This is a genomic window from Paracoccus sp. (in: a-proteobacteria) (assembly GCF_030538495.1).
GTDB lineage: Bacteria > Pseudomonadota > Alphaproteobacteria > Rhodobacterales > Rhodobacteraceae > Paracoccus.
Genome location: NZ_JAUNTW010000015.1, coordinates 1 through 25,734, shown reverse-complemented (window position 1 = coordinate 25,734; position 25,734 = coordinate 1). Strand labels below are relative to the sequence as shown.

Annotated in this window: 33 protein-coding genes; 24 read left to right on the top strand and 9 right to left on the bottom strand. The window is 62.4% G+C overall.

Going from position 1 to position 25,734, the window contains the following annotated elements; all coding sequences use genetic code 11:
* Positions 1-12 precede the first annotated feature (12 nt).
* The 11 genes from rplB to Q4G20_RS12575 all read left to right on the top strand — a co-directional run bounded on the left by rplB (position 13) and on the right by Q4G20_RS12575 (position 8,201).
* Entirely contained in the window at positions 13-852 is an 840-nt protein-coding gene (gene rplB, locus Q4G20_RS12615; RefSeq protein ID WP_303343813.1) for a 50S ribosomal protein L2, read from the top strand.
* 3 nt (positions 853-855) lie between these two features.
* Entirely contained in the window at positions 856-1,134 is a 279-nt protein-coding gene (gene rpsS / locus Q4G20_RS12610; protein ID WP_155043096.1) for a 30S ribosomal protein S19, read from the top strand.
* A gap of 5 nt (positions 1,135-1,139) precedes the next feature.
* Positions 1,140-1,520 (top strand): 50S ribosomal protein L22, encoded by a 381-nt coding sequence (rplV, locus tag Q4G20_RS12605; RefSeq protein ID WP_303343812.1) that lies wholly within the window; start codon positions 1,140-1,142, stop codon positions 1,518-1,520.
* On the top strand, positions 1,520-2,236 hold the full coding sequence (gene rpsC / locus Q4G20_RS12600) for a 30S ribosomal protein S3 (protein WP_303343811.1): 717 nt from the start codon (positions 1,520-1,522) through the stop codon (positions 2,234-2,236). Before rplV ends, rpsC begins: the two co-directional genes overlap by 1 nt.
* 13 nt (positions 2,237-2,249) lie before the next feature.
* Positions 2,250-2,663, top strand: coding sequence for a 50S ribosomal protein L16 (rplP, locus tag Q4G20_RS12595; RefSeq protein ID WP_303343810.1), 414 nt, complete (start codon positions 2,250-2,252; stop codon positions 2,661-2,663).
* A 539-nt stretch (positions 2,664-3,202) separates the two neighbouring features.
* On the top strand, positions 3,203-3,694 hold the full coding sequence (locus tag Q4G20_RS13660) for a polymorphic toxin-type HINT domain-containing protein (RefSeq protein WP_368660804.1): 492 nt from the start codon (positions 3,203-3,205) through the stop codon (positions 3,692-3,694).
* A gap of 3 nt (positions 3,695-3,697) precedes the next feature.
* On the top strand, positions 3,698-4,126 hold the full coding sequence (locus Q4G20_RS12590) for a hypothetical protein (RefSeq protein WP_303343809.1): 429 nt from the start codon (positions 3,698-3,700) through the stop codon (positions 4,124-4,126).
* A 188-nt stretch (positions 4,127-4,314) separates the two neighbouring features.
* Positions 4,315-4,704, top strand: a complete 390-nt coding sequence (locus Q4G20_RS13655; protein ID WP_368660805.1) for a hypothetical protein — start codon at positions 4,315-4,317, stop codon at positions 4,702-4,704.
* Between the two features lie 7 nt (positions 4,705-4,711).
* Positions 4,712-5,053, top strand: a complete 342-nt coding sequence (locus tag Q4G20_RS12585) for a hypothetical protein (RefSeq protein ID WP_303343808.1) — start codon at positions 4,712-4,714, stop codon at positions 5,051-5,053.
* Positions 5,054-5,620: 567 nt separating this feature from the next.
* Positions 5,621-6,862: a threonine ammonia-lyase IlvA gene (gene ilvA / locus Q4G20_RS12580; protein ID WP_303343807.1), complete on the top strand. Its 1,242-nt coding sequence runs from the start codon at positions 5,621-5,623 to the stop codon at positions 6,860-6,862.
* A 148-nt stretch (positions 6,863-7,010) separates the two neighbouring features.
* The gene (locus Q4G20_RS12575; RefSeq protein ID WP_303343806.1) at positions 7,011-8,201 is read left to right on the top strand and encodes a PP2C family protein-serine/threonine phosphatase; all 1,191 of its coding nucleotides are present in this window, start codon (positions 7,011-7,013) and stop codon (positions 8,199-8,201) included.
* Here the strand turns inward: Q4G20_RS12575 and Q4G20_RS12570 are convergent.
* Positions 8,190-8,636, bottom strand: coding sequence for an NUDIX hydrolase (locus Q4G20_RS12570; RefSeq protein WP_303343805.1), 447 nt, complete (start codon positions 8,634-8,636; stop codon positions 8,190-8,192). The genes Q4G20_RS12575 and Q4G20_RS12570 overlap by 12 nt on opposite strands.
* 135 nt (positions 8,637-8,771) lie before the next feature.
* Here Q4G20_RS12570 and Q4G20_RS12565 point away from each other — a divergent pair, with 135 nt between their 5' ends.
* The 6 genes from Q4G20_RS12565 to Q4G20_RS12540 are packed head-to-tail and all read left to right on the top strand — an operon-like array spanning position 8,772 to position 15,120.
* On the top strand, positions 8,772-9,776 hold the full coding sequence (locus Q4G20_RS12565) for an Hsp33 family molecular chaperone HslO (protein ID WP_303343804.1): 1,005 nt from the start codon (positions 8,772-8,774) through the stop codon (positions 9,774-9,776).
* The gene (locus tag Q4G20_RS12560; RefSeq protein WP_303343803.1) at positions 9,773-10,363 is read left to right on the top strand and encodes a CoA pyrophosphatase; all 591 of its coding nucleotides are present in this window, start codon (positions 9,773-9,775) and stop codon (positions 10,361-10,363) included. The genes Q4G20_RS12565 and Q4G20_RS12560 overlap by 4 nt, the downstream gene beginning before the upstream one ends.
* Positions 10,360-11,490, top strand: coding sequence for a CCA tRNA nucleotidyltransferase (locus Q4G20_RS12555; RefSeq protein ID WP_303343802.1), 1,131 nt, complete (start codon positions 10,360-10,362; stop codon positions 11,488-11,490). Before Q4G20_RS12560 ends, Q4G20_RS12555 begins: the two co-directional genes overlap by 4 nt.
* On the top strand, positions 11,487-13,319 hold the full coding sequence (locus Q4G20_RS12550) for an ABC transporter ATP-binding protein (RefSeq protein ID WP_303343801.1): 1,833 nt from the start codon (positions 11,487-11,489) through the stop codon (positions 13,317-13,319). Before Q4G20_RS12555 ends, Q4G20_RS12550 begins: the two co-directional genes overlap by 4 nt.
* On the top strand, positions 13,316-14,536 hold the full coding sequence (locus Q4G20_RS12545; protein WP_303343800.1) for a class I SAM-dependent RNA methyltransferase: 1,221 nt from the start codon (positions 13,316-13,318) through the stop codon (positions 14,534-14,536). Before Q4G20_RS12550 ends, Q4G20_RS12545 begins: the two co-directional genes overlap by 4 nt.
* Before the next feature lie 59 nt (positions 14,537-14,595).
* The gene (locus Q4G20_RS12540) at positions 14,596-15,120 is read left to right on the top strand and encodes a murein L,D-transpeptidase family protein (protein ID WP_303343799.1); all 525 of its coding nucleotides are present in this window, start codon (positions 14,596-14,598) and stop codon (positions 15,118-15,120) included.
* A 39-nt stretch (positions 15,121-15,159) separates the two neighbouring features.
* Here Q4G20_RS12540 and Q4G20_RS12535 read toward each other — a convergent pair whose 3' ends face one another.
* Positions 15,160-15,675: a CAP domain-containing protein gene (locus tag Q4G20_RS12535; protein WP_303343798.1), complete on the bottom strand. Its 516-nt coding sequence runs from the start codon at positions 15,673-15,675 to the stop codon at positions 15,160-15,162.
* A gap of 191 nt (positions 15,676-15,866) precedes the next feature.
* On the opposite strand from Q4G20_RS12535, the gene Q4G20_RS12530 reads away from it, so the two are divergent.
* A complete protein-coding gene (locus Q4G20_RS12530) occupies positions 15,867-16,463 on the top strand; it encodes a L,D-transpeptidase (RefSeq protein ID WP_303343797.1) in 597 nt (198 codons plus the stop codon).
* On the opposite strand, the gene Q4G20_RS12525 is transcribed toward Q4G20_RS12530, so the two are convergent.
* From Q4G20_RS12525 to Q4G20_RS12510, 4 genes are all read right to left on the bottom strand, one after another.
* Entirely contained in the window at positions 16,432-17,358 is a 927-nt protein-coding gene (locus Q4G20_RS12525) for a DMT family transporter (RefSeq protein WP_303343796.1), read from the bottom strand. The genes Q4G20_RS12530 and Q4G20_RS12525 overlap by 32 nt on opposite strands.
* Positions 17,355-17,921 (bottom strand): TetR/AcrR family transcriptional regulator, encoded by a 567-nt coding sequence (locus Q4G20_RS12520; protein ID WP_303343795.1) that lies wholly within the window; start codon positions 17,919-17,921, stop codon positions 17,355-17,357. Before Q4G20_RS12520 ends, Q4G20_RS12525 begins: the two co-directional genes overlap by 4 nt.
* Positions 17,922-18,032: 111 nt before the next feature.
* Positions 18,033-19,064, bottom strand: coding sequence for a ferrochelatase (hemH, locus tag Q4G20_RS12515; protein WP_303343794.1), 1,032 nt, complete (start codon positions 19,062-19,064; stop codon positions 18,033-18,035).
* Positions 19,061-19,891 (bottom strand): methyltransferase domain-containing protein, encoded by an 831-nt coding sequence (locus Q4G20_RS12510; protein ID WP_303343793.1) that lies wholly within the window; start codon positions 19,889-19,891, stop codon positions 19,061-19,063. Before Q4G20_RS12510 ends, hemH begins: the two co-directional genes overlap by 4 nt.
* Here Q4G20_RS12510 and Q4G20_RS12505 point away from each other — a divergent pair.
* From Q4G20_RS12505 to Q4G20_RS12490, 4 genes are read left to right on the top strand one after another with little or no spacing between them, the layout of a single operon-like run.
* Positions 19,890-20,654, top strand: a complete 765-nt coding sequence (locus Q4G20_RS12505) for a ComF family protein (protein WP_303343792.1) — start codon at positions 19,890-19,892, stop codon at positions 20,652-20,654. The two genes, Q4G20_RS12510 and Q4G20_RS12505, sit on opposite strands and share 2 nt — an antisense overlap.
* 25 nt (positions 20,655-20,679) lie before the next feature.
* Positions 20,680-20,934 carry a glutaredoxin 3 gene (gene grxC / locus Q4G20_RS12500; protein WP_303343791.1) on the top strand — a complete coding sequence of 85 codons (255 nt, stop codon included), beginning with the start codon at positions 20,680-20,682 and terminating at the stop codon, positions 20,932-20,934.
* On the top strand, positions 20,931-21,824 hold the full coding sequence (locus Q4G20_RS12495) for a carbon-nitrogen hydrolase family protein (protein WP_303343790.1): 894 nt from the start codon (positions 20,931-20,933) through the stop codon (positions 21,822-21,824). Before grxC ends, Q4G20_RS12495 begins: the two co-directional genes overlap by 4 nt.
* The gene (locus tag Q4G20_RS12490) at positions 21,799-22,284 is read left to right on the top strand and encodes a MarR family winged helix-turn-helix transcriptional regulator (protein WP_303343789.1); all 486 of its coding nucleotides are present in this window, start codon (positions 21,799-21,801) and stop codon (positions 22,282-22,284) included. The genes Q4G20_RS12495 and Q4G20_RS12490 overlap by 26 nt, the downstream gene beginning before the upstream one ends.
* Positions 22,285-22,298: 14 nt before the next feature.
* Here Q4G20_RS12490 and ubiG read toward each other — a convergent pair whose 3' ends face one another.
* Entirely contained in the window at positions 22,299-23,015 is a 717-nt protein-coding gene (gene ubiG, locus Q4G20_RS12485; RefSeq protein ID WP_303343788.1) for a bifunctional 2-polyprenyl-6-hydroxyphenol methylase/3-demethylubiquinol 3-O-methyltransferase UbiG, read from the bottom strand.
* A gap of 47 nt (positions 23,016-23,062) precedes the next feature.
* Between ubiG and pip the strand changes: the two genes are divergently transcribed.
* Positions 23,063-24,025 (top strand): prolyl aminopeptidase, encoded by a 963-nt coding sequence (pip, locus tag Q4G20_RS12480; RefSeq protein ID WP_303343787.1) that lies wholly within the window; start codon positions 23,063-23,065, stop codon positions 24,023-24,025.
* On the opposite strand, the gene Q4G20_RS12475 is transcribed toward pip, so the two are convergent.
* Both Q4G20_RS12475 and Q4G20_RS12470 read right to left on the bottom strand, forming a co-directional pair.
* The gene (locus Q4G20_RS12475; protein WP_303343786.1) at positions 24,022-24,666 is read right to left on the bottom strand and encodes a GntR family transcriptional regulator; all 645 of its coding nucleotides are present in this window, start codon (positions 24,664-24,666) and stop codon (positions 24,022-24,024) included. The genes pip and Q4G20_RS12475 overlap by 4 nt on opposite strands.
* A 30-nt stretch (positions 24,667-24,696) precedes the next feature.
* Positions 24,697-25,383 carry a M48 family metallopeptidase gene (locus Q4G20_RS12470; RefSeq protein ID WP_303343785.1) on the bottom strand — a complete coding sequence of 229 codons (687 nt, stop codon included), beginning with the start codon at positions 25,381-25,383 and terminating at the stop codon, positions 24,697-24,699.
* Positions 25,384-25,488: 105 nt separating this feature from the next.
* Between Q4G20_RS12470 and Q4G20_RS12465 the strand changes: the two genes are divergently transcribed.
* Positions 25,489-25,734: TIGR02300 family protein (locus tag Q4G20_RS12465; RefSeq protein WP_303343784.1), on the top strand; the 246-nt coding region annotated here is incomplete at its 3' end.

The window sequence follows — 25,734 nt, the reverse complement described above, 5'->3', positions numbered from 1 at the left end:
GAAGACAGAAAGATGGCATTAAAGTCGTATAAACCGACGACGCCTGGCCAGCGTGGGCTGGTTCTGATCGACCGTTCGGAGCTTTGGAAAGGTCGCCCGGTCAAAACCCTTACCGAGGGTTTGACGAAAAAGGGCGGTCGGAACAACACCGGACGGATCACCATGCGCCGCCAAGGCGGCGGGGCAAAGCGCCTGTATCGCATCGTCGATTTCAAGCGGAACAAATTTGATGTCGCGGCCACGGTCGAGCGGATCGAATACGATCCCAACCGCACCGCGTTTATCGCACTGATCAAATACGAAGACGGCGAACTGGCCTACATCCTGGCTCCGCAACGTCTGGCCGTTGGCGACAAAGTGGTTGCTGGCGCCAAAGTTGACGTGAAGCCGGGCAACGCCATGCCGTTCAGCGGTATGCCGATCGGGACCATTGTTCACAACGTCGAAATGAAGCCTGGCAAAGGCGGCCAGATCGCCCGTTCGGCAGGCACCTATGCCCAATTCGTCGGCCGTGACGGTGGCTATGCGCAGATCCGTTTGTCCTCGGGCGAACTGCGTCTGGTGCGTCAGGAATGTATGGCGACCATCGGCGCCGTTTCGAACGCTGACCATTCGAACCAAAACCTGGGTAAAGCAGGCCGTAACCGCCACAAGGGCATCCGCCCGGCCGTTCGCGGTGTTGCGATGAACCCCATCGACCACCCGCATGGTGGTGGTGAGGGCCGGACCTCGGGTGGCCGCACGCCTGTGACGCCTTGGGGTAAGGACACCAAGGGGAAAAAGACGCGCAGCAACAAATCGACCGACAAGTATATCCTGCGGTCGCGTCACGCGAAGAAGAAGGGTCGCTAATTCATGGCACGTTCTGTTTGGAAAGGCCCCTTTGTTGACGCATATGTGTTGCGCAAAGCGGAAAAGGCCCGTGAATCGGGCAAATCCGACGTTATCAAGATTTGGTCGCGTCGCTCCACCATCCTGCCGCAATTTGTTGGCCTGACCTTTGGTGTGTATAACGGGCAAAAGCATATCCCCGTTGCCGTCACCGAAGAAATGATCGGTCAGAAATTCGGTGAATATTCCCCGACCCGGACCTATTACGGTCACGCGGCCGACAAAAAAGCCAAGAGGAAGTAATCGTCATGGGTAAGGAACAGAATCCGCGCCGCGTGGCGGATAACGAAGCAATGGCGAAAACCAAAATGCTTCGCACCTCGCCGCAAAAACTGAACCTTGTTGCGCAACTGATCCGTGGCAAGAAAGTTGATCGTGCTTTGGCCGATCTGACCTTCTCGCACAAACGCGTTGCGGGCGATGTGAAGAAATGCCTGCAATCGGCAATCGCCAATGCGGAAAACAACCATGGGCTGGACGTCGATAACCTGATCGTCGCCGAAGCCTGGGTCGGCAAGAACCTGGTGATGAAACGTGGCCGTCCGCGCGCCCGTGGCCGGTTCGGCAAAATCATGAAGCCGTTTTCGGAAATCACCATCAAGGTTCGCCAAGTCGAGGAGCAAGCATAATGGGTCAGAAGGTTAACCCGATTGGGATGCGCCTCCAGGTCAACCGCACCTGGGACAGCCGCTGGTATGCTGACGACAAAGACTATGGCAATCTGTTGCTGGAAGACCTGAAAATTCGGGACTTTATCCACACGGAAGCCAAGCAAGCCGGCATCAGCCGCGTCATCATCGAACGTCCGCACAAAAAATGCCGCGTGACCATTCACGCCGCACGTCCCGGTGTTATCATCGGGAAAAAAGGTGCGGATATCGAGGTGCTGCGCAAAAAGCTGGCGAACTTTACCGACAGCGAACTGCACCTGAACATCGTCGAAGTCCGCAAACCGGAAGTTGACGCGCAGCTGGTGGCCGAATCCATCGCGCAACAGATGGAGCGTCGTGTGTCGTTCCGCCGTGCGATGAAACGCGCCGTTCAGAACGCTATGCGGATGGGTGCATTGGGCATCCGGGTGAACGTCTCGGGCCGTCTGGGCGGCGCCGAAATCGCCCGCACCGAATGGTATCGCGAAGGCCGTGTGCCGCTGCACACCCTGCGCGCTGACATTGACTATGCGCTGTCCGAAGCCTCGACCCCCTACGGGATCATCGGCGTGAAAGTGTGGATTTTCAAAGGCGAGATCATGGAACATGATCCCCAAGCCCGCGATCGTCGCACCGCCGAGGCACAAGACGGCCCGGCCCCCCGTGGCCCGCGTCGCGAACGCGAAGCCCGGTAAGGAGTAACGAACTATGCTGCAACCGAAACGGACGAAGTTCCGCAAACAGCACAAGGGCCGTATCCACGGTCAAGCCAAGGGCGGTTTTGAACTGAACTTTGGTTCCTATGCGCTGAAAGCCACCGAACCCGAGCGTGTGACCGCACGCCAGATCGAAGCGGCCCGCCGCGCGATCACCCGTCACATGAAACGTCAGGGCCGGGTCTGGATCCGCATTTTCCCGGACGTTCCGGTTTCGTCGAAACCGACCGAAGTGCGGATGGGTAAAGGTAAAGGTTCCGTTGATTTCTGGGCTGCCCGCGTCCATCCGGGCCGGATCATGTTCGAAATCGACGGCGTGAATGACACCATCGCCCGCGAAGCCCTGCGTCTGGGCGCGATGAAGCTGCCGATCGGCACCCGCATCGTCGCACGCGAAGACTGGTAAGTTGACCTGAAACATCAAAGCCCCGCTGGAAACAGCGGGGCTTTTTTTATGGGGTTTGGTGGTGGCGATATTGGCGGTCAGCAGATCGCAGGATCTGCGTGATGCGATTGCTGGTCACCTGCTCCTATACAGCCCGAATTGCCGTTTCGACTTAATTTCCGGGTCATAATATAGATATTTTTAAAGCATCCGAAGCGGTGAGGTGCCTATACGGTAATAACGAGAGTTGCGAGAAAATTTGGGATGAGGCACTGAAGCGATTTGATACGGCGCTCGCTGCCAAAATGGATGCGGAGACACTCGAATAATGCGTGCTCAATAAGAGTAATTGAGAACTTCATGTTGATGGAAGGCTGGCTCTTTGGCAAAAGGCTAAGAGCCTTGGGGCTAATTAAACGCAATTTTTGATAAATTATTATCGCTATTTGGCTGCGCACCTTGATCAAAGCTCTGAACAGTTAAATGCTGATGCGGAGCTCTCTAAGCTTTTACGATCTTAAACTCTCTAAGCTAATTGCTTGGGGCGCTTCGAGCACCTGATGCCCGGCGAACGGTTGCTGAACGATAACGGCGCGTGGTCCGAAGTCACCGCCGTAACCTTTGCGGCCGAGCCGCTGACGGCCTATAATATCACCGTTAACGAATTCCACACCTACTTCGTCGCCGCAAACACAAACGCAGCACCGGTATGGGTGCATAATAATTGTCCCGACGGGCCGGGAGCCCCAAGCGCAACAGCACTAGACGATATTATCGCGCGCGGGCAACGCTTGCCGAGCACTGGTGGACGCTCGGTTCAGATACAGAAAGCTGGTGGCTTCAGTCAAGCTAACGTTGATTTAGATGCGCTAGGGCTGAGTAATGTGAGGGAGATTAAAATGCCGAATGGTAGGACGGGCCGAGTGGGTGAGTTTCCCGACGGAACGAGGGTTGTTGTACGGCCAACTAGCTCGGATCGGAATGTAATCCACACAAGCCAACCGACCTTGGAGGTGCAGTCCCGAGATGGATATATAAAAATTAGGTATTAATCCATGTCTAAAAGAGTTCATAAGTCCTTTCCTTTAGAGAACCATTTCCCGGAGAGAATAAATTTTCTGGACCTTAAGTTTGACGATTCTGGCTATAAGGTTCGGGTTTTTGAGTTTGCCAATCCCGGTGGGCCCATCTATGAGATCAACTTCGGGCGAATGCCACTTGCTCAACGAAGCATGGACGAAGGAAAATTCTTGGCGATGACGTCAACTTCTCACCCTGACGATAGGCAAATGGCTCCAATTGTCCTAGTTACTGGTTCGGATCTTTTAGATTGGTTTCATGAACAATGCTGTGGAATGTTCGCTAAGGATGAGGTTAAGCACGTGGCCATATTGACTCAGAATGAATGGGTCGAGGTTCTTTATTTAGAGTTGCCAGAGATAAGAAAGGTGATTGCCTATTTTCCTTTTGTTTCTTCAATCTGACGACGTGTGGGGGTGGGTATATGCAGCTTAATCAGACCAATTCACGTCCAAATACATTGCAGAGTCCATTTGGACGTTAAGTGATGGTATGAGTGGACGCAGGTCCACGCCTTCATCTCGGTGACCAATAGAATAACCACCAACATACTGGGTCCGAAGTAACGTCGGTGACGCTTGCATCCTAGCCGCTGACCGCCTACAACCTCACCGTTAACGAATTCCACACCTACTTCGTCACCGCAAACACAAACGCAGCACCGGTATGGGTGCATAATAATTGTCCCGACGGGCCGGGGGGTGGTAATGCGGGAGCGATTGCTGGACGGCCAGTTCAATTTGATGGTCAGTTCTATTCCGCCGACGGTTTTAAATTCAGCGCGTCATACTACAATCGGCTATGGTCGAGCGAAGCACGTCCTGCGCCATTTTTGCAGGCAAGGGCGATTATGGACAGTAATCCGGCGATTACGCCTGATCCGAGGGGTGCTGCTGGTTACTTCAGGTATAAAGGAGCTGGCATGGAGATAATTTATAATCCGACAACTGGTCAGGTCGGTCACATCCAGCCGCTAAGGTGATTTTCCAATGGACTTCTTAGTTGTCGACGAATTTATGTCTGAGAATATTGAACTTCTTGATCGGACATCAACAGGTATCCGGCAATGCCTGCCGGCTTATGAGAAAAGGTGTTCCGAGCTTATCGCTGAAATTGGCAGATGCGCTTCGGCGTTGGATGCAGATCAGAGTTTCGAATATTTGTTTGAAATTCAAGGTAAGCTCGCCACTTTGCTTTTTAAATACCAGTTTGATATTGGCCCTAAGCTGGAAGCGCTGACCCGAGAGTTCGACCGGCTTCATGACCAATATATTAGGGAGTACTGGTTTCGTAAATTCAAGGAAGGAGTCAGGTGGCCCGAACCAATCTGATCACGTCGCCTCGTCCTTGGTCTGATACCTTGGTGTGCTGACTACGCATAACGAGTTTCCGGCAACATCCTTAACGATGCCTGCTTGGGTGCGTTTGTTCCACGAAGCGCGGCTGTTATTTTGGATGAGGTTGATTGCGTCATTGAAGTTTACGGCATCTTGATTCTGCCTCTTTGATTTAGCCCCCCCTCGGTGCCGCCAATATCTGCAGCACTTATTGTCGCGCCGTAGTTTTATCTTGAAGGCATGCGATTGAGGCGTGGCGGCAGAGTGACTATGACGCAACCGTGACGGTGGGAATCACCGATCTTTCGACCGGCGCGCAGCAGGATATTATTTCGAACCGCATCCACCCGTTCTTTGTCCGCGCGGCCCACGCCGCCGCGCGCGCATCGGCGGTGCATTCCTATTCCGGCGCTATTGCTGACGCCAATGGGTGCAGGCCGAGAACCTTATCCCCGGCGACCGGTTGCTGAACGATAACGGCGCGTGGTCCGACGTCACCGCCGTAACCCTTGCACCCCTCACCCCCTTGCCAAAACCCCGGTTTCGCGGCATCTGCGGGGGATGGAAAACTTCGTCGCCTCTGTCCGTCAGGCCGAATCCGCGATCCGCGATCTGTTCGAGCCTACTCCGTTGCAGCGCAACGACCATCTGTCGGCGAAATTCGGCGCCGATATTTGGCTGAAGCGCGAAGACCTGACCCCCGTTCGCAGCTATAAACTGCGCGGGGCCTATAACGCGATGCGTAAGCTGGCGGCGGGAAAAACCGGGGCGCATTTTGTCTGCGCCAGTGCGGGCAATCACGCGCAGGGTGTCGCCTATGCCTGCCGTCAGTTTGGCGCGCGCGGCACGATTTTTATGCCGGTGACGACGCCCGCGCAAAAGATCGAAAAGACCCGCGTCTTTGGCGGTGATTCGGTCGACATCGTACTGACGGGCGATTATTTCGATCAGGCTCTGGCGGCGGCGCAGGCGTTTTGCGCCGAACAGGATGCGATGTTCCTGTCCCCCTTTGACGCCGAAGATGTGATCGAAGGTCAGGCCACCGTTGCGTTAGAAATCATGCGCCAGCTGGGCCGCGCGCCCGATCTGGTGGTGCTGCCCGTGGGCGGCGGCGGATTGTCGGCGGGCGTGGTGCAATATCTGGAACAGGTCGCGCCCGACACGCGGTTTGTGTTCGCCGAACCCAAAGGCGGGGCCAGCCTGAAGGCCGCGCTCGAGGCCGGAGCGCCGGTCGCTCTGCCCGCCGTGGACAGCTTTGTGGATGGCGCGGCGGTTGCGCGGATCGGCGCTCTGCCCTTTGAACGGCTGCGCCGGTTTACGGTGCAAGACGTCTATCTGGCCCCCGAGGATCGCATTTGCGGCACCATGCTGGACATGCTGAACACCGAAGGCATCGTGCTGGAACCCGCCGGGGCCTTGGCCCTGGACGTGGTGCAGGATCTGGGCAATCTGACCGGGAAAACCGTTGTTGTGGTCTGTTCAGGCGGCAATTTCGATTTTGAACGCCTGCCCGAGGTCAAGGAACGCGCCCAGCGTTTCACCGGCGTTAAGAAATATTTCGTCCTGCGGATGCCGCAACGCCCCGGCGCGCTGCGTGATTTTCTGCAATTGCTGGGGCCGGATGATGACATTGCGCGGTTTGAATATCTGAAAAAATCCGCGCGCAATTATGGGTCGATCCTGATCGGCATTGAAACGACGGACCCGGCCAATCTGCACAGCCTGACGGCGCGGCTGGACCAGTCAGGCTTTGCCTATCGCGACATTACCAATGACGACATCCTGTCGGAACTGCTGGTTTAAGTCCAATTTACATCAAACTTGATGTTTTTAGGGAATAATTTTTACGGCTTGTTTACGCCTGCCGGGTTACAACCACGGCATGAGCGTTTCGTCAAAACTTCACCCACACGCCCCTGTTCCCGCACGCGGGCAGCGTCGGCATACCGTTTTGCTGGCCGATCCGTCACCGGATCGACGCCGGGCGACGGCGGCCACGCTGCGCGATCTGGGGTTCCGGGTGTCGCAAACCGCCACTGGGGCCGAATCAATAACGCGGCTGGCCGCGCAGCAGCATGACTTTGTGCTGATCAACTGGACGCTGCCCGATATGACCGCGCTTGATCTGTGCCGTCGGCTGCGGGACGCGTCGGCGCGGTGCTTTGTGGTGGTGCTGGCCGTCGCGGCCACGGAAACGGATTTGGCCATGGCGCTGTTATCCGGCGCGGATGATGTGGTCACCTATCCCGCGCAGCCGCTGGATTTGGCCGCGCGGCTGGGAACGGCGGCGCGGCTGATGCGGGCAGAACAGGATTTGCGCGACAGCGATGCGCGCCTGCAAGACGCGCTTGAACGTCTGAACAGTTTCCGCGCCGCCACCGAACGCGATCTGAAAGAGGCGCAGAAGCTGCAACAGGGCTTGGTCCGCGAACGGTCGGGGCGCTTTGGTCCGGCGCAGTTGTCGCTGCTGCTGCGTCCGGCGGGGCATGTCGGCGGTGATCTGGTCGGCTTTTTCCCGATTTCGGACCGGAAAACTGGGACTTACGCGTTAGATGTGTCCGGTCATGGCGTCGCGGCGGCGCTGTTGACGGCGCAATTGTCGGTGCATCTGTCCTGTTCGGCCGATTACAACATCGCCATTCGCGGCGCGGCGGCCGGTCTGCATCCCGCGCGCCCCGTCGATCTGGCGCATTTTTTCAACGAAATGATGTTAGAGGAGGCAACCACCGACAGTTATTTCACCATGGTTTACGCCGAATTGGATCATGAGACCGGCGTGGTTGATCTGGTGCAGGCGGGGCACCCGCACCCAATGTTGCAGCGCGCCGATGGCAGCGTGATCCAGATTGGCAAAGGCGGTATGCCCATCGGCCTGTTCGAATCCCCCCTGTTCGAGGAGGTCCGTTTTACCATGCAGCCCGGCGATCGCCTGCTCTTGGCATCCGACGGCATCACCGAGGCCGAGGCTCCGAATGGTCGCCAATTGGGCGATGACGGGCTTGAGGCGATTCTGCGCACCAATTCGTTTCTGGGCGGTCATGCGTTTTTGGAATCGATGGCGTGGTCGGTGTCGGAATACACGCGCGGGCAGCGGCTGGATGATATTTCGGCAGTGCTGATTGAATACGGATCACCCCCATGACCGCAGCGCGCGCGCCAGCATCGCCCGCGAACCGGGATCCATCAACGCGCCCATGGCATCGCCGGGCGTCATCCAATGCGCGGAATGGCCCGGTTCCGACGGCGCGCCGCGCGCCAGCACAGGCCGCGCGATCCACACCGAACACAGCTTTTCGGCGTAGCGGTCATAATCGGGCATGTAACAAAACCGGCGATAGGTGCCGATATGACGCGGGGGGCTGATGGTCCAGCCGGTTTCCTCGGCCACTTCGCGATGCAGGGCGGTGATCGGCGATTCGCCGGGATCAATCCCGCCGCCGGGCAGTTGATATTCGGGTTCCGGCGCGCTCTGATGGGTCAGCAACACCCGCCCGTCGCGCCACAACACGGCATAGGCACCGGGACGCGGGCGATAGGTCACACCCGGCAGGGGCGGCGTTCCAAAACGGCGGTTCATGGGCGGTCCTTTGTCCAATCGTCCCCGGTTAACCCGTTTTGGGCAGGCGCGAAAGGCGGGCCTTGGGATTGGCGATGAAACACTTATATAGGGGCCAACACCCCGCTGGGGGCTTTGAATATTCAGGGATTCGCTATGACGAAAATCAACCAGATCGCCTGGGACGACACTGTTCTGCCGTTCCAATTGGACCGTTCCGCCATTCGGGGCCGCGTCGCGCGGCTGGATGGGGTTCTGGATCACATTCTGTCGCGCCATGATTACCCCGCCGCGGTCAGCGCCGTGGTGGCGGAACTGGCGTTGCTGACCGCGCTGATCGGCCCGACCATCAAATTGCGGTGGAAGCTCAGCTTGCAGGTCCGTGGCACCGGCGCGATCCGCACGATTGCCGCCGATTACTACGCCCCCGAAGGCGATGACCAGCCCGCGCGCATCCGCGCCTGGGCCAGCTTTGACGCCGACCGTCTGGATGACCGCGCGCCGTTTGATCAGATCGGCGACGGTTATTTCGCGATCCTGATTGATCAGGGCGCGGGATCGACGCCGTATCAGGGGATCACGCCGCTGGCCGGTGGGTCGCTGTCGGCCTGTGCGCAAACCTATTTCGCGCAGTCCGAACAGCTGCCGACACGGTTCCAGCTGGCATCCGGCATGTCGCAGATCACCGGCGAAACAGCGCAATGGCGGGCGGGCGGCATCATGCTGCAAACCCTGCCCGCGCAGCCGATGACGGCAGATGGCGGCACCGGCGAAGGCGGCCTGATCGAAGCCGCCGACATCCTGCAAGGCGCCGAATCCGAGGATTGGACCCGCGCCAACATGCTGTTGGACACGGTCGAGGTGTTGGAACTGATCGGCCCCTCGGTCGGTCCCACCGACCTGCTGCTGCGCCTGTTCCACGAAGAAACCCCGCGCGTGTTCGACGCGCAGCGGGTCGAATTCGGCTGCTCCTGTGATGCGGATCGGGTGCGTGGCACCTTGTCGATTTATTCGGCCAAGGACATTGCGCATATGACCACCGATGCGGGCATCGTCACCGCCGATTGCCAGTTCTGCGGCGCGCATTACCAATTCGACCCCCGCAGTCTGGGGTTCGAGGCGACAATCGACGCCGACGGCCAGCCGCTGACCACGGCATGACGGCGTGGTCGCCCGACATTCTGCGTCAGGCCCTGTCGGTTTCGGCAGGGCCATCGTCGGATTTTGACCTGAACCCCGATGTCGCTGTGCCGGATGTGGCGCTGCGGGCGGCGGGGGTTCTGGCGGCGTTTCACGCCGATGACGGGCGGCTGGTTCTGACGAAACGCGCATCGGGGTTGCGCCATCATCCGGGGCAAATCGCGCTGCCGGGGGGCAAGGTTGATCCGGGCGATGCGGATGAAACCGCCGCCGCCCTGCGCGAAGCGCGCGAAGAAATCGGCCTGAACCCCGCGCAGGTGGACATCATCGGCACCCTGACCCCGCACCGCACCGTGACCAGTTTCGCGGTGACTCCGGTCGTTGCGCTGATCCACGGCCCCTTTACCCCCACCCCCGAAGCCGGCGAAGTGGCCGAGGTGTTCACCCTGCCCTTTGCCCATATCGCCGACCCCGCGCGTTACAGCGTGCAGGAACGTCCATGGCGCGGCGGCTGGCGGGCCTATTACGCGGCACCGTTTGGGCCGTATTACCTGTGGGGGGCGACGGCGCGCATCCTGTTGGGACTGGCGCAGCGGTTGGCGCGATGAGGATGCCGCCGGCGATATGGGCCGATCCAGGGCTGAACCGGGTGCTGGACGCCTTGGAACGCGGCGGCCGGGCATGGCTGGTCGGCGGCGCGGTGCGCAACAGCCTGATGGGGCAACCCATTGATGATATTGACATTGCGACCGATATTCCGCCCGATCAGGTGATGACGCTGGCGGCACAGGCGGACCTGCGCACCGTGCCGACCGGGCTGGATCACGGCACCATCACCATCATCAGCAATGGGCAGGGGTATGAGGTCACAACCCTGCGCCGCGATGTCGAAACCGACGGGCGGCGGGCGGTTGTGGCCTTTACCGATGATCTGGCGCAAGACGCGGCGCGGCGCGATTTTACGATGAACGCGCTCTATGCCGGGCGCGACGGGCGGGTGATTGATCTGGTCGGCGGCCTGCCCGATCTGGCGGCGCGGCGGCTGCGGTTCGTGGGCGATCCGGCGCAGCGCATCGCCGAGGATTACCTGCGCATCCTGCGGTTTTTCCGGCTTTACGCGCGCTATGGCCAGTTGGCGGAACCGGGGGCGGTTGCGGCCTGTGGCACGCTGCGCGACGGGTTGCACCAGATCGCCCGCGAACGCATCGGGGCCGAGGTGAAGAAACTGCTGGCCGCGCCCGCCCCCGGCGCGTCAGTCGCGCTGATGGCGGACACCGGGGTGCTGGATGTGGTCCTGCCCGGCGCGGATGCGGATGCGTTGCAGGCCCTGCTGCGGGCCGAGGATGCGCCCGGCGACTGGCCCCGCCGTCTGGCCGCGCTGTCGGACAACGCCGATGCGCTGCGCCTGTCGCGGGCGGAATTGCGCGGGCAAACGGCGCGGGTTCAGGCGGTTGCGGCGGATTGGTCGCTGGACCGGGCGGGTTATGAACTGGGCGCGGATGCGGGCGCGGATGTGGCGCTGATCCGGGCGTCGCGTGGGGCCGCGCTGCCCGCCGATTGGCGCGACCGTCTGGCGCGCGCGGCCACGGCGCGCCTGCCCCTGCGCGCCGCCGATCTGGACCTGACCGGCCCCGCCGTCGGGCGCGCGCTGCGGGCCGCCGAAGCCGCGTGGATCGACAGCGGATTCACCCTGTCACGCACCGAATTGATCACAGCCGCGGGGGCAGGAACATGAATTTGCACGGTTATTTCGGGCGCATGGTCGATGCCTTTCGCCCCGCAGACGGCCCGCCCCCGGCACGGCTGATTCCGTTTTTCGGCTGGTGCCTGTCAGGGGCGTGGCGGGGGTTGGGCTTTGCTGCGGTCGCGTCAGCCTTGGGCGGGATGGCGGATGTCGTATCGGCGCTGCTGTTGGGCATGGTCGTTGATGCCGTCACGGGCAGCGCGCCGGGGACGTTCTGGACCGAAAACGGCTGGCTGATCGCCGGGTTCATCGTGTTTTTCCTGATCTTGCGGCCCGCGATTTTCGGCCTGTCCACGGCCAGTTCCAACGTCATCATCGGCCCGAATATCCTGCCGCTGGTGCTGTCGCGGCTGCATCGCTGGACGATGGGCCATTCGGTGACGTTCTTTGACAACGACTTTGCCGGGCGGCTGGCGCAGAAGCAGATGCAGACGGCGCGCGCGGTGACGGATGTCGCGTCGGATATGGTGAACACGGTCGCCTTTGCATTGGCCAGCGTCATCGGATCGGCCGCGTTTTTGATGATGGTGGATGGCTGGGGCGCGGTTGCGCTGCTGATCTGGCTGGCGGCCTATCTGGCGCTGATCCGGTATTTTCTGCCGCGCATCCGGGTGAAATCGGGCGCGCGGGCCAGTGCGCGGGCCATGGTCACGGGTCAGGTCGTGGACACGATCACCAACATCAAAACCGTGAAGCTGTTCGCCCATCACGCGCACGAAGACCGCGCGGCTTTGGGCGCTATGGTCGGGTTTCGCGAACGCGCGATTGATTTCGGCGTGGTCAGCACATGGTTCCGGCTGTCGCTGATGGTGATTGCAGGGGTGCTGCCGGTGATTTTGGTCGGCGGCGCGATCCTGCTGTGGCGTCAGGGCGCGGCGACGGTGGGCGATGTCGCGGCGGCGGGCGCGATTGCAATGCGCCTGTCGCAGATGACCGGCTGGGTCAGCATGTCCCTGATGACCATCTGGGGCAATATCGGCGAGGTCGAGGATGGCATGCTCACCCTGTCCCCGCCCCACGCCCTGACCGATGCGGCGGGCGCTGTCAGCCTGACCCGCGTCACCGGCGCGATCCAGTTTGACGGCGTGGGGTTCGCCTATGGCCGGGCTGCGGGGGGCTTGCGCGATGTGACCCTGACCATTCAGCCGGGCGAGAAAATCGGCATCGTCGGCGCGTCCGGCGCGGGCAAATCGACGATGGTTGCGCTGCTGTTGCGGCTCTATGATGTGGAACAGGGCGCGATCCGGCTGGATGGTCACGATCTGCGCGGCGTGACGCAGGAAAGCCTGCGCCGGCAAATCGCCATGGTCACGCAGGAAACCGCGATGTTCAACCGATCCGCGCGGGACAACATTCTGTATGGTCGCCCCGACGCGAATGACGCCGACATCGTCGCCGCAGCCAAAGCGGCCGAGGCGCATGATTTCATCCTGACCCTGCGCGATCATGCGGGGCGAACCGGATATGACGCGCATCTGGGCGAACGCGGGGTGAAGCTGTCGGGCGGTCAACGGCAGCGGATCGCGCTTGCCCGCGCCTTCCTGAAAGACGCCCCCATTCTGGTGCTGGATGAAGCGACAAGCGCATTAGACAGCCAGGTTGAATCGCAGGTTCAGGCCGCGCTGACCCGCGCGATGCAGGGCAAAACCGTGCTGGCGATTGCGCACCGCCTGTCCACCATTGCCGAACTGGACCGCATTATCGTGATTGACGACGGGCAGATCGTGGAACAGGGAACGCATGATGCGTTGCTGGCAGCAGGCGGGCGCTATGCCCGGTTCTGGGCGCATCAGTCGGGCGGATTTCTGGGGGAAGAATGATCTGGACCATCGAACGGCTGGGCCGCAAAGGTGACGGGGTGGCGGTTGCAGGCGATGCGCGCGCATTGGCCGCGCAAACTCTGCCCGGTGAGGTGATCGAGGGCGACGTGACCGATGGCCGCATCACCGCGCCGAAAATCATCACGCCGTCCCCCGACCGGGTGCGCGCGCCCTGCCCGCATTATCGCGCCTGTGGTGGGTGCAGCCTGATGCACGCGACGGACGCCTTCACCGCCGGGTGGAAACGTCAGGTCGTCGAAACCGCACTGACCGCGCAGGGCTTGGACGCGCCGATTGTGGGGGTGCATAGCTCGCCCCTCAGGTCGCGCCGGAGGGCGGTTTTGTCGGGGCGGAGGACGAAAAAAGGCGCTTTGGTCGGTTTTCACGGGCGCGCGTCAGATGTGATCGTGGATCTGTCCGATTGTCTGGTGATGCGGCCCGAAATCACGGCGGCGCTGCCGCTGCTGCGCGACATTGTGGCGGCGGGCGGGTCACGCGCGGGCGAAATCAGCCTGACCGTGACGCATGGCCCCGCCGGTCTGGACGTGGCGGCGCGCGGCGGTAAACCGATGGATGCGGCTCTGTTTCAGGTGCTGGCGGGGCTGGCGGACACCGGCGATCTGGCGCGGCTGGATTGGGACGGTCAGGCGATCACCCGCCGCCCGCCTGCTCTGCCGATGGGGCGCGCGCAGGTCGTGCCGCCGCCCGGCGCGTTTTTGCAGGCGACCCAACCGGGCCAGGACGCGCTGACCGCCGCCATCCGCGACATCACGCAGGGCGCGCGTCAGATCATCGATCTGTTCGCCGGTTGCGGGACCTTCACCCTGCCGCTGGCGGAAACGGCGGCGGTCACGGCGGTCGAAGGATTGGCCGCGCCGCTGGCCGCGCTTGATTCGGGGTGGCGTGGCGCACAGGGGCTGAATCGGGTCACAACGCAGGTCCGCGATCTGGCCCGCCGCCCCCTGTTAGCGGATGAGTTCACTCGTTTTGACGCAATCGTGATCGACCCGCCGCGCGCCGGGGCGGAACCGCAAATGCATCAGATTGCCGCGTCTCGTGTGCCGGTCGTGGCCGCAATATCCTGTGATCCAGTGACTTTTGCCCGCGATGCACGGATTTTGGTGCAGGCGGGATATGCGCTGAAACGGGTCTGGGTGGTCGATCAGTTCCGCTTTTCGCCGCATGTCGAAATCGGCGCGGAATTAACGCTTTGCTAGCACTTTTGCGCTATTCCATGTTACATGAGTGGCAACGATAAAAATCGGCAGAGGCAGTGATGAACGGGATCAACCGACGGACATTTGCGTTGTCCGCATTGGCCATTTTGGCCGCCTGCGGCAAACCGCAACAACCGCGCAGCAAATTTCTGGTCTATAACGGCCCCGCGATTACGCAGGTCACGGTGAACAAAGGTCAGCGCCGGATGCACCTGTTCAGCGGCAATCAGGTGGTCAAATCCTATAATGTCAGTCTGGGCAACGTCCCGGTCGGGCATAAACAATTCGAAGGTGACGGCAAAACGCCCGAAGGCGTGTATATCATCGACCGGTTCAATCCGCGCAGCCGTTACCATCTGTCGGTGGGCGTGTCCTATCCCAACCCGCATGACCGCGCCTTTGCCGCCGCCCATGGCCGCAGCCCCGGCGGCGATATTTTCATCCATGGTCGCGGCCCCGAAGGCAACAACCTGTTCCCGAAACAACGCGACTGGACGGCGGGCTGCATCGCCGTGACCGATGGCGAAATCGAAGAAGTGTATTCGATGCTGCGCCCCGGCGTGCCGATTGTCATCACTGCATAACGCAAAAGCCCCGGATCAACCGGGGCTTTTCGTCAGGTCTCAGGTTCCGGCAAGCAGCGTCCACCACAGCTTGCCCGACGCCTCTTTATACCACGCAAAGCCCAGATTGACCGCCGCCGGGTCCATGATCACGTCGCGGGTGTCGCGTTTCGACATCCAGGCCGACAGGGTTTGCATATCGTCTTCGTAGCTTTCGGAAATATTCTCGCCCAGAATCCGGCCGCCATAGCCCTGCGACCGGGCGCGATCCAGCGGCGATGTGCCGTCGCTGCCCCAATGCCAGGCGCGGTTCTGCGCTGACATATCGCGCGAATGTTGCAGCGCGGCGGCGTCCAGTTGCGGGCTTTGGACCAGCGGATTCAGCCCGATATTGCCGCGCAAAGTGTTGATCTGTTGCAACACCCGCGCCTGAATTTGCGCACTGTCCACCTGCGCCGCCGCCACCGGTTCGGCCACCGGTGCCACATCCGGCATCATCCCCGGCCCCGGCATTTGCGGCATACAGGCGGGCAGCGCCATGACCGCCAGCAACCCCACCAGTTTGATTTTGTTCATATTCCTGCGCCCCACAATCGTCTTTTGCCCTTGTTTTACAAAAGCCCTGCCCCCGCTTCAAACGCAAGATGTCGTGAAGACGCGATGAAATCCGCGCCGCCCCGTTCACGGGGCTTTCAGTTGTTCGGGGCGCGCGGCGCGATTATCTTGCACGAAACCGCCCGTCAGAGGCGCCAGCACGAGGACATGACATGAGCAAACCCGATTTCACCAGCCGCCGCCGTTTTCTGGGGGCGACGGTGGCACTGGGCGCGGCGGCGCTGACCGTTCCCGCCCGCGCGCAGGACCTGTTTGACGAACCCGCAGCCCCCGCCACGGCCCCGCCGCAGCACAATATCAGCAGCTTTCGGATGCAGGACTGGCGGCCGCATTTCCAGAACCTGACCAATGGCGCGATCCTGTGCGATCTGACATCGCGCGCCGTGCATTTCTGGTCCGAAGATGAAAGCGTGTATCGGCTTTATCCGTCGTCGATTCCGGTCAGCGACGATCTGACCCGCACCGGTCGGACCGAGATCATCCGCAAGGTCGAAGGCCCGTCCTGGGCGCCCACCCCGGAAATGAAGCGGCGCAACCCCGACTGGCCCGACTTTGTGCCTCCGGGGCCGGATAACCCGATGGGGACACATGCGCTGTGGCTGTCATGGCAATATTACCGCATCCACGGCACGCATGATACGCGCAAGATCGGGCGGCGGTCGTCAAATGGCTGCATCGGGTTATATAACGAACATATCGCGGAATTGTTCGGGCTGGCTAAGGTTGGGACGCAGGTTCTGGTGATGTAAAACGCGGGGCGCGTCGCCGGGGCATGGTGATGACCACCAGACAGGCCAAAATCAGCCCCACGCCCAGCCAGCCCATCACCTGCAACCGTTCGCCGACAATCACGATGGCCAGCATCGCCGCAACCACGGGTTCGGTCAGCGTGATCGTGGTGGCCGTGCTGGCGCTGACCCGCGCCAGCCCATATCCAAACGCGACATAGCCCAGAAACATCGGCACCACGGCCATATAGACCCCGACCGACAAGTTCACCGCCGATTGCAGAAACGGCGCGCCCGTCGCGATCAGCACCGGCATCAACAACAGCCCGCCGATCCCGAACACCGCGCCCATGGCCGTGCGCGACCGGATACCGCCCATCATCAGCCCCCGCGCCGCCCATGAATAGGCGGCATAGGTCAGCCCTCCGACCAGCCCCAAAGCCGTGCCGGGCAGCACCTGCCCGCCGGTGCCGTGGCCGTTCATTTCGGCCAGACACAGCAGCACCATCCCCGCCAGCCCGATCACCGCGCCCATCAGCCAGCGCAGCGACAGCCGCGCGCCGTCGATCACATATTCCAGCAGCGCCGACAGCAGCGGCGCGGATCCCAGTGTGATGACCGTGCCAATCGTAACCCCGGCCAGCCGCATCGACCCGTAAAAGGCCAGCGGATAGATCGCGACCGACAGCCCGCCAATCAGCAGCAGCCCCCAATGCGCGCGCAGTTGCGGCCATGCGCGTGCCAGCCCCCGCCCCGCGATCGCCGCCTGCATCAGCCCGCCCACGCCCATGGCCGCCGCGCCTATGGCCGCCGCGCTGACCTCGGGCGCCAAGGTCGCCGCCGTCCCGGTCGTTCCCCACACAACGGACGCAAACAGCACCGCCAGAACCCCGTGCAGATGATCGCGCGCCATCATGCCAGCCCCCGGATCAGGGTTTCGGCCATCACGCGCGCATCCGCCACGCAGCGGCTGGATCGTTCCAGACCGGCGCGGGTGATCGCCCCCTCTAACAAAAACGCCAGATGTTGCGCGGTCGCGTCCGCGCGGGTGGGGTTCAGTTCGACCAAAGGGTCACGCAACAGCGATTGCACCTGTTCTTTATGGGCGCGCACGGCGGCGCGGCCCGGATCATCCGCCGCCAGCTCTGCCGCCGCGTTCAGCAAACCACAGCCGCGAAAGCCGCGTTCATAGGCATCGTCGGCGTGGTCCTGATACGCGTCAAACACCGCCAGCACCCGATCCTGAGGCGTCACCGCATCCGCCAGCCGCGCCTGATACAGCGCCAGCCATTCGTCATGACGCGCGGTCAGATAGGCGGCGACCAGTTCGGCCTTGGACCCGAAATTATTATACAGGCTCTGCCGCGCGACGCCGGCGCGTTGAATCACCGCGTCAATCCCGGTCGCGGCGATGCCGTCATTGTAAAACAAAACCGCCGCCGCGTGCAGCAGCCGGTCGCGCGCGGATGGTTGTGCCATGACCTGCCCCAAATTAGATAGACTGGTCTATCTAACGACACCCCGACCCCGTCAAGCCACAAAAAAACCGCCGACCCACAGGATCGGCGGTTCATGCAAAGCGCGGCGCGGTTAACGCAGCCAGCCCGCGGCGTTGTCGGCGATGACGTTAATCATCACCTCGATATGGGCGGGGTCGTCGTTCAGGCACGGAATATAGGTGAAATCCTGCCCGCCCGCATGTTCAAACGATTCGCGAATCTCGCCGTTGATTTCCTCCAGCGTTTCGATGCAATCGGCGGCAAAGGCGGGCGAGATCACCGCAATATCGGTCACGCCCTGCCGCGCCAGTTCCGCGACATGTTCGACGGTATAGGGGCGCAGCCATTCCTCGGTCCCGAAAACGGACTGGAACGTGGTGTCGATCACGCCTTCGGGCCAGCCCAAGGCCTGTTCCAGCAAACGCGACGTTTTCTGGCATTGGCAATGATACGGATCGCCTTGCATCAGATACCGCTTCGGCATCCCGTGATAACTGGCCACCAGTTTCGGCGGGATGCGGTCGCCCAAAACCCGCCGCACGCTGTCGGCCAAGGCGGCGATGTAATCGGGCCGGTCGAAATAGGGATCAACCGTGCGCACCGTGGGTTGCCAGGTTTGCGTCATCAGCGCGCGGAAAAACTGATCGTTCGCCGTGGCCGACGTCGCCCCCGCATATTGCGGATAGAGCGGCAGAAACAGGATGCGGCGACAGCCCGCCTGAACCATCCGGTCCACGACATCCTGCGTCGATGGGTTGCCGTAACGCATACAAAATTCGACCATCACCTGATCGCCCCATTCCTGTTCGGCGCGGGCGCGCAGGGCATTGGTCTGCGCCTTGGTGATGGTCATCAGCGGGCTTTCATCCGCCTCTTCGTTCCAGATCAGCTTGTAATTCGCGCCCGACGTAAAGGGCCGTTTCGTCAGGATAATCCCCTGCAACAGCGGCTGCCATTTCCACGCGGGATAGTCGATGACCCGTTTATCCGACAGAAATTCGTTCAGATAACGCCGCATCGACCAGTAATCGTAACCATCCGGCGTCCCCAGATTGGCGATCAGAATCCCGGTCTTGGCGGGCGGAATCCGAGGGTGGTCGGCGGGCAAAAAGCTGGCATTCATTCGGCTGTCCTTAGCATATTCAGCGCGTCGGCCAGCCGTGTTTGGGCTGAACCGGGGCGGAGCGGTTTGGGTTGGCTGTCAGCGGGCGCCCATCCGGTCAGAAACACCAGATCAAAGGTCGCCATGACGCGCGACGGATCGTCAGGGTCGGGGTGATGCGCGGCCATGATGGCGGCGGCGGTTGCGAAAACGGCGCGCACGGTCGGGCGGCGCAGGCGGGCGGCCATGGCATTGGTTTCGCCCATGGCGCGCAGATCGTGGCACAGATGGATCAGGTCGCGGTAACTGGCGCGCTGCGTGACGACATCGGCGACGGGCAGGTTCAGCCCTCCGCGCGACAACAGCCCGCCCAGATCGCGGATTTCACCCATCGGCAGCACGCGCGGCGACAGCCCGCCCGTGACCTGCGATTCGGCCTGCGCCAAGGCCGCGCGCGGTTCGTTCAGCGTCTGGTTGCCGAAACACACGCCGATAAACAGCCCATCGGGCCGCAGCGCGCGGGCGCATTGCGCGATTTGCCCCACCGGATCATCGGCCCAATGCAGCGCCATGGCGTGAATGACCAGATCATGCGCCCCCGGCGTCAGGTCCAGCACCGGATCATCGGCCACCACCCGCGCATCGGGGAAACGCGGCGCCCAAATTTCGGGAAATCCGGTGACAATGGCGGGGTCTGTAAACCGTCTGTTAACCTCGGCCAGTCTATCCTGCACCTCATCGGCGGCGATCTGGTGGAACAGATCGGCCATGCCGGAACGTCGCGCACGGTCGCGGCCGCGTTGCAGCGCGGCCCGGTCGGTCAGAATGGGGGCAACAGGGGTCATCATGGGCCTGCAACATAGTGGCATTACCCGCGCGATGAAAGCCGCGCTGCATGTGCTTTATCCGCCGCAATGTCTGGGATGCAGCGATCCGGTCGCGTCGGACGCGGCGGATGTGCATTTATGCGCAACCTGTTGGGGCGAGGCGCGGTTTATCACCGGGGCGGCCTGCCGCTGCTGCGCGGCACCCTTGCCGGGGGACGGCATGGGCGCGGATGATTCGCTGATCTGCGACGGCTGTTTAACCACGCCGCCGCCATGGCAGCACGGGCGCGCGGCGTTTGTGTATTCCGGGACCGGGCGGCGGTTGGTCTTGGCGCTGAAACATGGCGACCGGCCCGATCTGGTGCCGCCGCTGGCCCGCTGGCTGGCGCAGGCGGTTGCGCCTCTGATCCTGCCCGACACCATCGTTGCGCCCGTGCCGCTGCATCTGCGCCGGTTGTTGAAGCGCAAATACAATCAGGCGGCGCTGCTGTCGGCGCGGGTGGCGCAGTCCTATGGTGTGACGCATCAGGCCGATCTGCTGATTCGCCGCCGCCACACCCCCGCGCAGGATCATCGCAGCGTGAGAGACCGATTCGCCAATCAGGACGGCGCGCTGATGGTGAACACACGCCGTCTGGACCAGCTGCGCGACCGGCCCGTGTTGCTGATTGATGATGTGATGGCGTCGGGCGCGACCCTGACGGCGGCGGCGCGGGCGCTGAATATCGCGGGTGCGGGGCCGGTTTCGGTCGCGGTGCTGGCGCGGGCGGTGAAGGATGATTAGAATAGGGTTAACGAAAGGGTCATCCATGCCGCACATCGACATCTACACCACCCCCACCTGCCCGTTTTGTCACCGGGCCAAGGCTCTGCTGCGCGAAAAGGGGGCCGAGTTCAACGAAATCGACGTCAGCCGCGACCCGGCGGTTCGTGACGCGATGACCGAACGCGCCAATGGCCGCCGCACCGTGCCGCAAATCTTTATCAACGACACCCATATTGGCGGCAGCGACGACCTGCACGATCTGGACCGCGCGGGCAAATTGGACCCGATGCTGGCATGACGGGCGCGCTGTCGGTCGCGCTGATCCAGTTGACGGTTGGCGATGATCCGATGGCCAATCTGCGCGACACCGTGCCGCTGATCCGTCAGGCGGCGGCGCAGGGCGCGCAGTTCATCCTGACGCCCGAGGCGACGAATATCCTGTCGCCCGACCGCGACTGGCAGGCGCGCGTTCTGCACCCCGAATCATCGGACCCCACCCTGTCGGCGCTGCGGGCCGAGGCGCAGGCCGCGCGCATCTGGCTGTTGATCGGGTCGCTGGCGCTGAAAACCGATGATCCCGACGGGCGTTTTGCCAATCGCAGCTTTTTGATTGATCCGAACGGGCAAATCGCCGCGCGTTACGACAAACTGCACATGTTCGACGTGCAGATCAGCGACACGGAACAGTTCCGAGAAAGCGCGGCCTATCGCCCCGGAGATCGGGCTGTGGTCGCGAATATGGACGGCGTGGGCGTGGGCATGACGGTGTGTTACGACCTGCGTTTCCCGCATCTCTATCGCCATCTGGCGCAGGCCGGGGCGCAGATTTTGACGGTGCCATCGGCCTTTAACCCCACCACCGGCGCGGCGCATTGGGAAACGCTGTTGCGGGCGCGGGCGATTGAAACGGGGTGCTTCGTGCTGGCTCCGGCGCAGGCGGGAACGCATCCTGCGCCTCATGCCCGCGGCCGTGCGCCGCGCCACAGTTACGGTCACAGCCTGGTCGTTGATCCATGGGGCCGGGTTCTGTCGGACGCAGGGGAAAGTGAAAAAGTCACAATCGTTTCGCTTGACTTACAGGACGTTAAACGAACAAGGTTGCGTATCCCGTCGCTAAATCATGACCGGGATTTCTTGCCCGCTGACAACCCGGTCCGATCCGATGACACCGCCCGACACCAGCCCTGACAAAGACCAATCCGCCGACCGTCTGGCCGCCAGCCTGTTCGCCGAGGTGCTGATTGCCGACCAATTGTCGCGCAACCTGATTGGTAAGGTGCTGCCGCAGGGGATGCAGATTTCGCATTTCTCGGTGCTGAATCTGCTGGCCCACATTAACGAAGAACGCACCCCAGCCCAATTGGCCGATGCGTTTCACGTCACGCGCGGGGCGATGACGAACACGCTGTCGCGTCTGGAATGGGCGGGGCATATCCATATCCGGCCTGATTGGGACGATGCGCGGCGGAAATTTGTGTCGCTCAGCCCATCGGGGCGGGCGGCGCGGGATGCGGCGATTGCGGCGTTCATGCCGCTGATCGCCAGCGTGGTGCGCGACATCGGCGCCGACCGCGTGCGCAGCGCCCTGCCCGTCTTGCGCGAATTGCGGCAGAGGTTGGAATCGGGCGGCGTCATCGCGCCCGAATAATCACGCCCGCACAATCACCCCCGCGCCGTCAGGATGTAATTCACCGACAGGTCGCGATCCGACAGCGACCAGCCAAAGGTCAGCGGGTTGAACACCATCCCGCGCCGATCCGCCACCGTCAGCCCCGCCGACTGCGCCATGCCCGCCAATTCGTCCGGCGTGATAAAGCGCGACCAGTCATGCGTGCCAACCGGCAACCACCGCATCACCCATTCCGCCCCGATAATCGCCGCGCCAAAACTGCGCGCGGTGCGGTTGATCGTGGACAACATCACCAGCCCGCCGGGGCGCACCAGCCGCCCACAGGTCGCGATAAACGCCGCCGGGTCCGCGACATGTTCCACGATTTCCAAGGCCAGAACGACGTCGAACACCTCACCGCTGTCCACCAGCGATTCGGCGGTCGTGGCGCGGTAATCAATCGCCAGCCCCTGTTGCTGGGCGTGAACGCGCGCCACGGCGATGTTTTCGTCCCCCGCATCCGCGCCCACCACATCGGCGCCCAGCCGCGCCATGGGTTCCGCGACCAAGCCGCCGCCGCATCCAATATCCAACAGCCGCAGCCCGTCAAACCCAGCCTCGCGCCCGAATTCGGCCCGAATCTGCGCGGTGATGTAGTCCAAACGCAGCGGGTTCATCAGATGCAAGGGGCGGAATTTCCCGTTCGGATCCCACCATTCGGCCGCCATAGCCTGAAACTTTGCGATTTCGGCGGGGTCGATGCTGGACATGCTGGCTCCTTCTGGCGGGCGGGGATGTGCTGCCTTATAGTGGCAAAATGGACCGAATGGCAGGACAAAACGCCGCGCCCGACAGCCGCCTTTATCCGGTGGCCGAACCCTTTGCGCGCCAGATCATCCCCGTGGATAACGGGCATCAGATTTATGTCGAAGAATGCGGCACCCCCGGCGCGCAGCCGGTGATCGTGCTGCATGGAGGGCCGGGGGGCGGATGCAGCCCGTTCATGCGGCGGTTTTTCGACCCATTGCGGTATCACGTCATCCTGTTCGATCAGCGCGGCTGCGGGCGGTCGCTGCCTACGGCATCCGTCACGGCGAACACGACGCAGCACCTGATTGCCGATATTGAAACGATCCGCACCCGGCTGGGGATTGATCGCTGGCTGTTGTTCGGGGGCAGTTGGGGGGCCACGCTGTCGCTGGCCTATGCGCAGGCCCATCCGGGCGCGGTCGCCGGGCTGATCCTGCGCGGGGTTTTTCTGGGGATGCAATCGGAACTGGACTGGTTCTATGGCGGCGGGGCGGCGCGGTTTTTCCCCGACCTGTGGGACCGTTTTACCGCGCCCATCCCGGCGACCGAACAGGGCGACATGATCGCCGCCTATCACGCGCGCCTGTTTGACGACGACACCGGGCGTCAGCTGCGATTCGCGCAGCCTTGGCTGATGTGGGAAAACGCGCTTGCGGGGTTAACCTCGCCCGCGACCAGCTTTGCGCCACCGGATTATGCGCGGGCCTTTGCGCGGCTGGAAAACCACTATTTCCACAATCGCTGTTTTCTGGATCCGGGGCAGTTGCTGCGCGACCGTCACCGGATTGAACATCTGCCCGCCGTGATCGTGCAGGGGCGTTACGATATGGTATGCCCGCCCGACAGCGCGTGGCGGTTGGCGCAGGGCTGGGATCGCGCCGAATTGCGCATCGTTCCGGCATCGGGCCACGCTTTGTCCGAACCCGCAATTGCGGCGGAATTGGTGCGTGTCATGGATAACTGGCGTTAACCGCTGGTCAGGTGGCGCAGGCCGTGGGTCACATCCGCCCGCACCGCCAGACGCAGCGCCGGTTCATCGCCCGCCCGCAGCGCGGCCAGAATCATACGGTGATGGCGGGGCGGTTCGTTGCGTTTGACGCGCCCATACAGCGCCCGCATCGTCGGCCCCAATTGCAGCCAGATCGTTTCCAGCATCGCCAGCATCGCCGGAGCCTGCGCGCGCAGATACAACATGCGGTGAAATTCCAGATTGCACCGGATATAGCCCACAGCGTCATGCCGTTCGACCGCATCCGCGATGCGCCCGTTCATGCTGGCCAACCGGTCAATCAGCGCGAAATGCGCCCGGGGCAACGCGCGCGCCGCCAGTTCCGGTTCAATCAAGGCGCGGAGGGCGGCCAATTCCTCGATCCGGTCATCGGACAAAGCGGGCGTGGCCACGCGCCCCGATGCCGACAGCGACAGCGCGCCTTCGGCAACCAGACGGCGCACGGCCTCGCGCGCGGGGGTCATCGACATATGATATTCCTGCGCCAGCCCGCGCAGGGTCAGCGGTTTGCCGGGGGGCAGTTCGCCCACCATAATGCGCGCGCGAAGGCCGCGATACAGGCGCTCATGCGCGGCGGGGTCGGTGGTGCGAACAGCAGTCATCCCGCCATGTGATCACAAAATCGCACGCCGTCAATTATCAAATCGCCACGCCATCACATCGCCGCCATGCGCCCGCAGCCAGCCGCGATGCGCCCCATATCCCGGCATCAGCGATTCGACCTGCGCCCAGAACCGGGGCGAATGGTCCATATGGATCAGATGCGCGACTTCGTGCGCGGCGACGTAGTGCAGCACCTCGGGCGGCACCATGGCCAGCCGCCAGGAAAACATCAGCCGCCCGTCATGGCTGCAACTGCCCCAACGTGACCGCGTATCCCGCAGCGCAATCATGCGATAGGGACGCCCGACCGCCGCCGCCAGCCGGTCACATTCGGCGCGCAGATGCAGCAGCGCCCGATGTTTCAGCCATGCCGCGATCAGCGCGCCCGCCCGCCCTCGTTCGGGGATCAGCAGCGTATCGCCTTGGATTTGCACCGATTTCACCGGCGCGAGGGTGATCCGCGCGCCCTTCCCCGCCACCGGAATGACTGCCCCCGGCGCGGCCACCGGCGGGACCGGCACCCGCGACAGCGCCGCCCGCAGCCAGCCCGCGCGCGATTCGGCAAAGGCCAGCCCCTGCGACAGAGGCGCGCCCACAGGCAGCGTCAGCACCGGCCCCGCCCCGTCACGCGGCACGCGCAGGGTCATGCGCCGCGCCCGCGCCGACCGCCGCAGGCGCAGCGTCAGCCCGTCCTGAAGGGTAATTGTGTCATCCATCCCTTGCCTTGTCCGCCAATCCCTGCAAAAGAAAACCTTTGACACCCCCGCGCCGCCGTGGCAGGGGCCGCCCGATTTCCCTAATCGCGGCTGAAGGAGATGACCATGCCCAAAGAGGAATGGGGCACGAAACGCCTGTGCCCGCATTGCGCGACCCGTTTTTATGATTTGCAGAACGACCCGATGACCTGCCCCGCCTGTGGCGCGCAGTTCACCGTGGAAAGCCTGACCGAAGGCCGCGGCAAGGCCATGGTCACCGGCAAAACCGCCGCCCGTGATGACGATGATCTGGTCGAGGATGATGACGATCTGGGCGATGATTCCGGTGATCTGGATGATGATCTGCTGGAC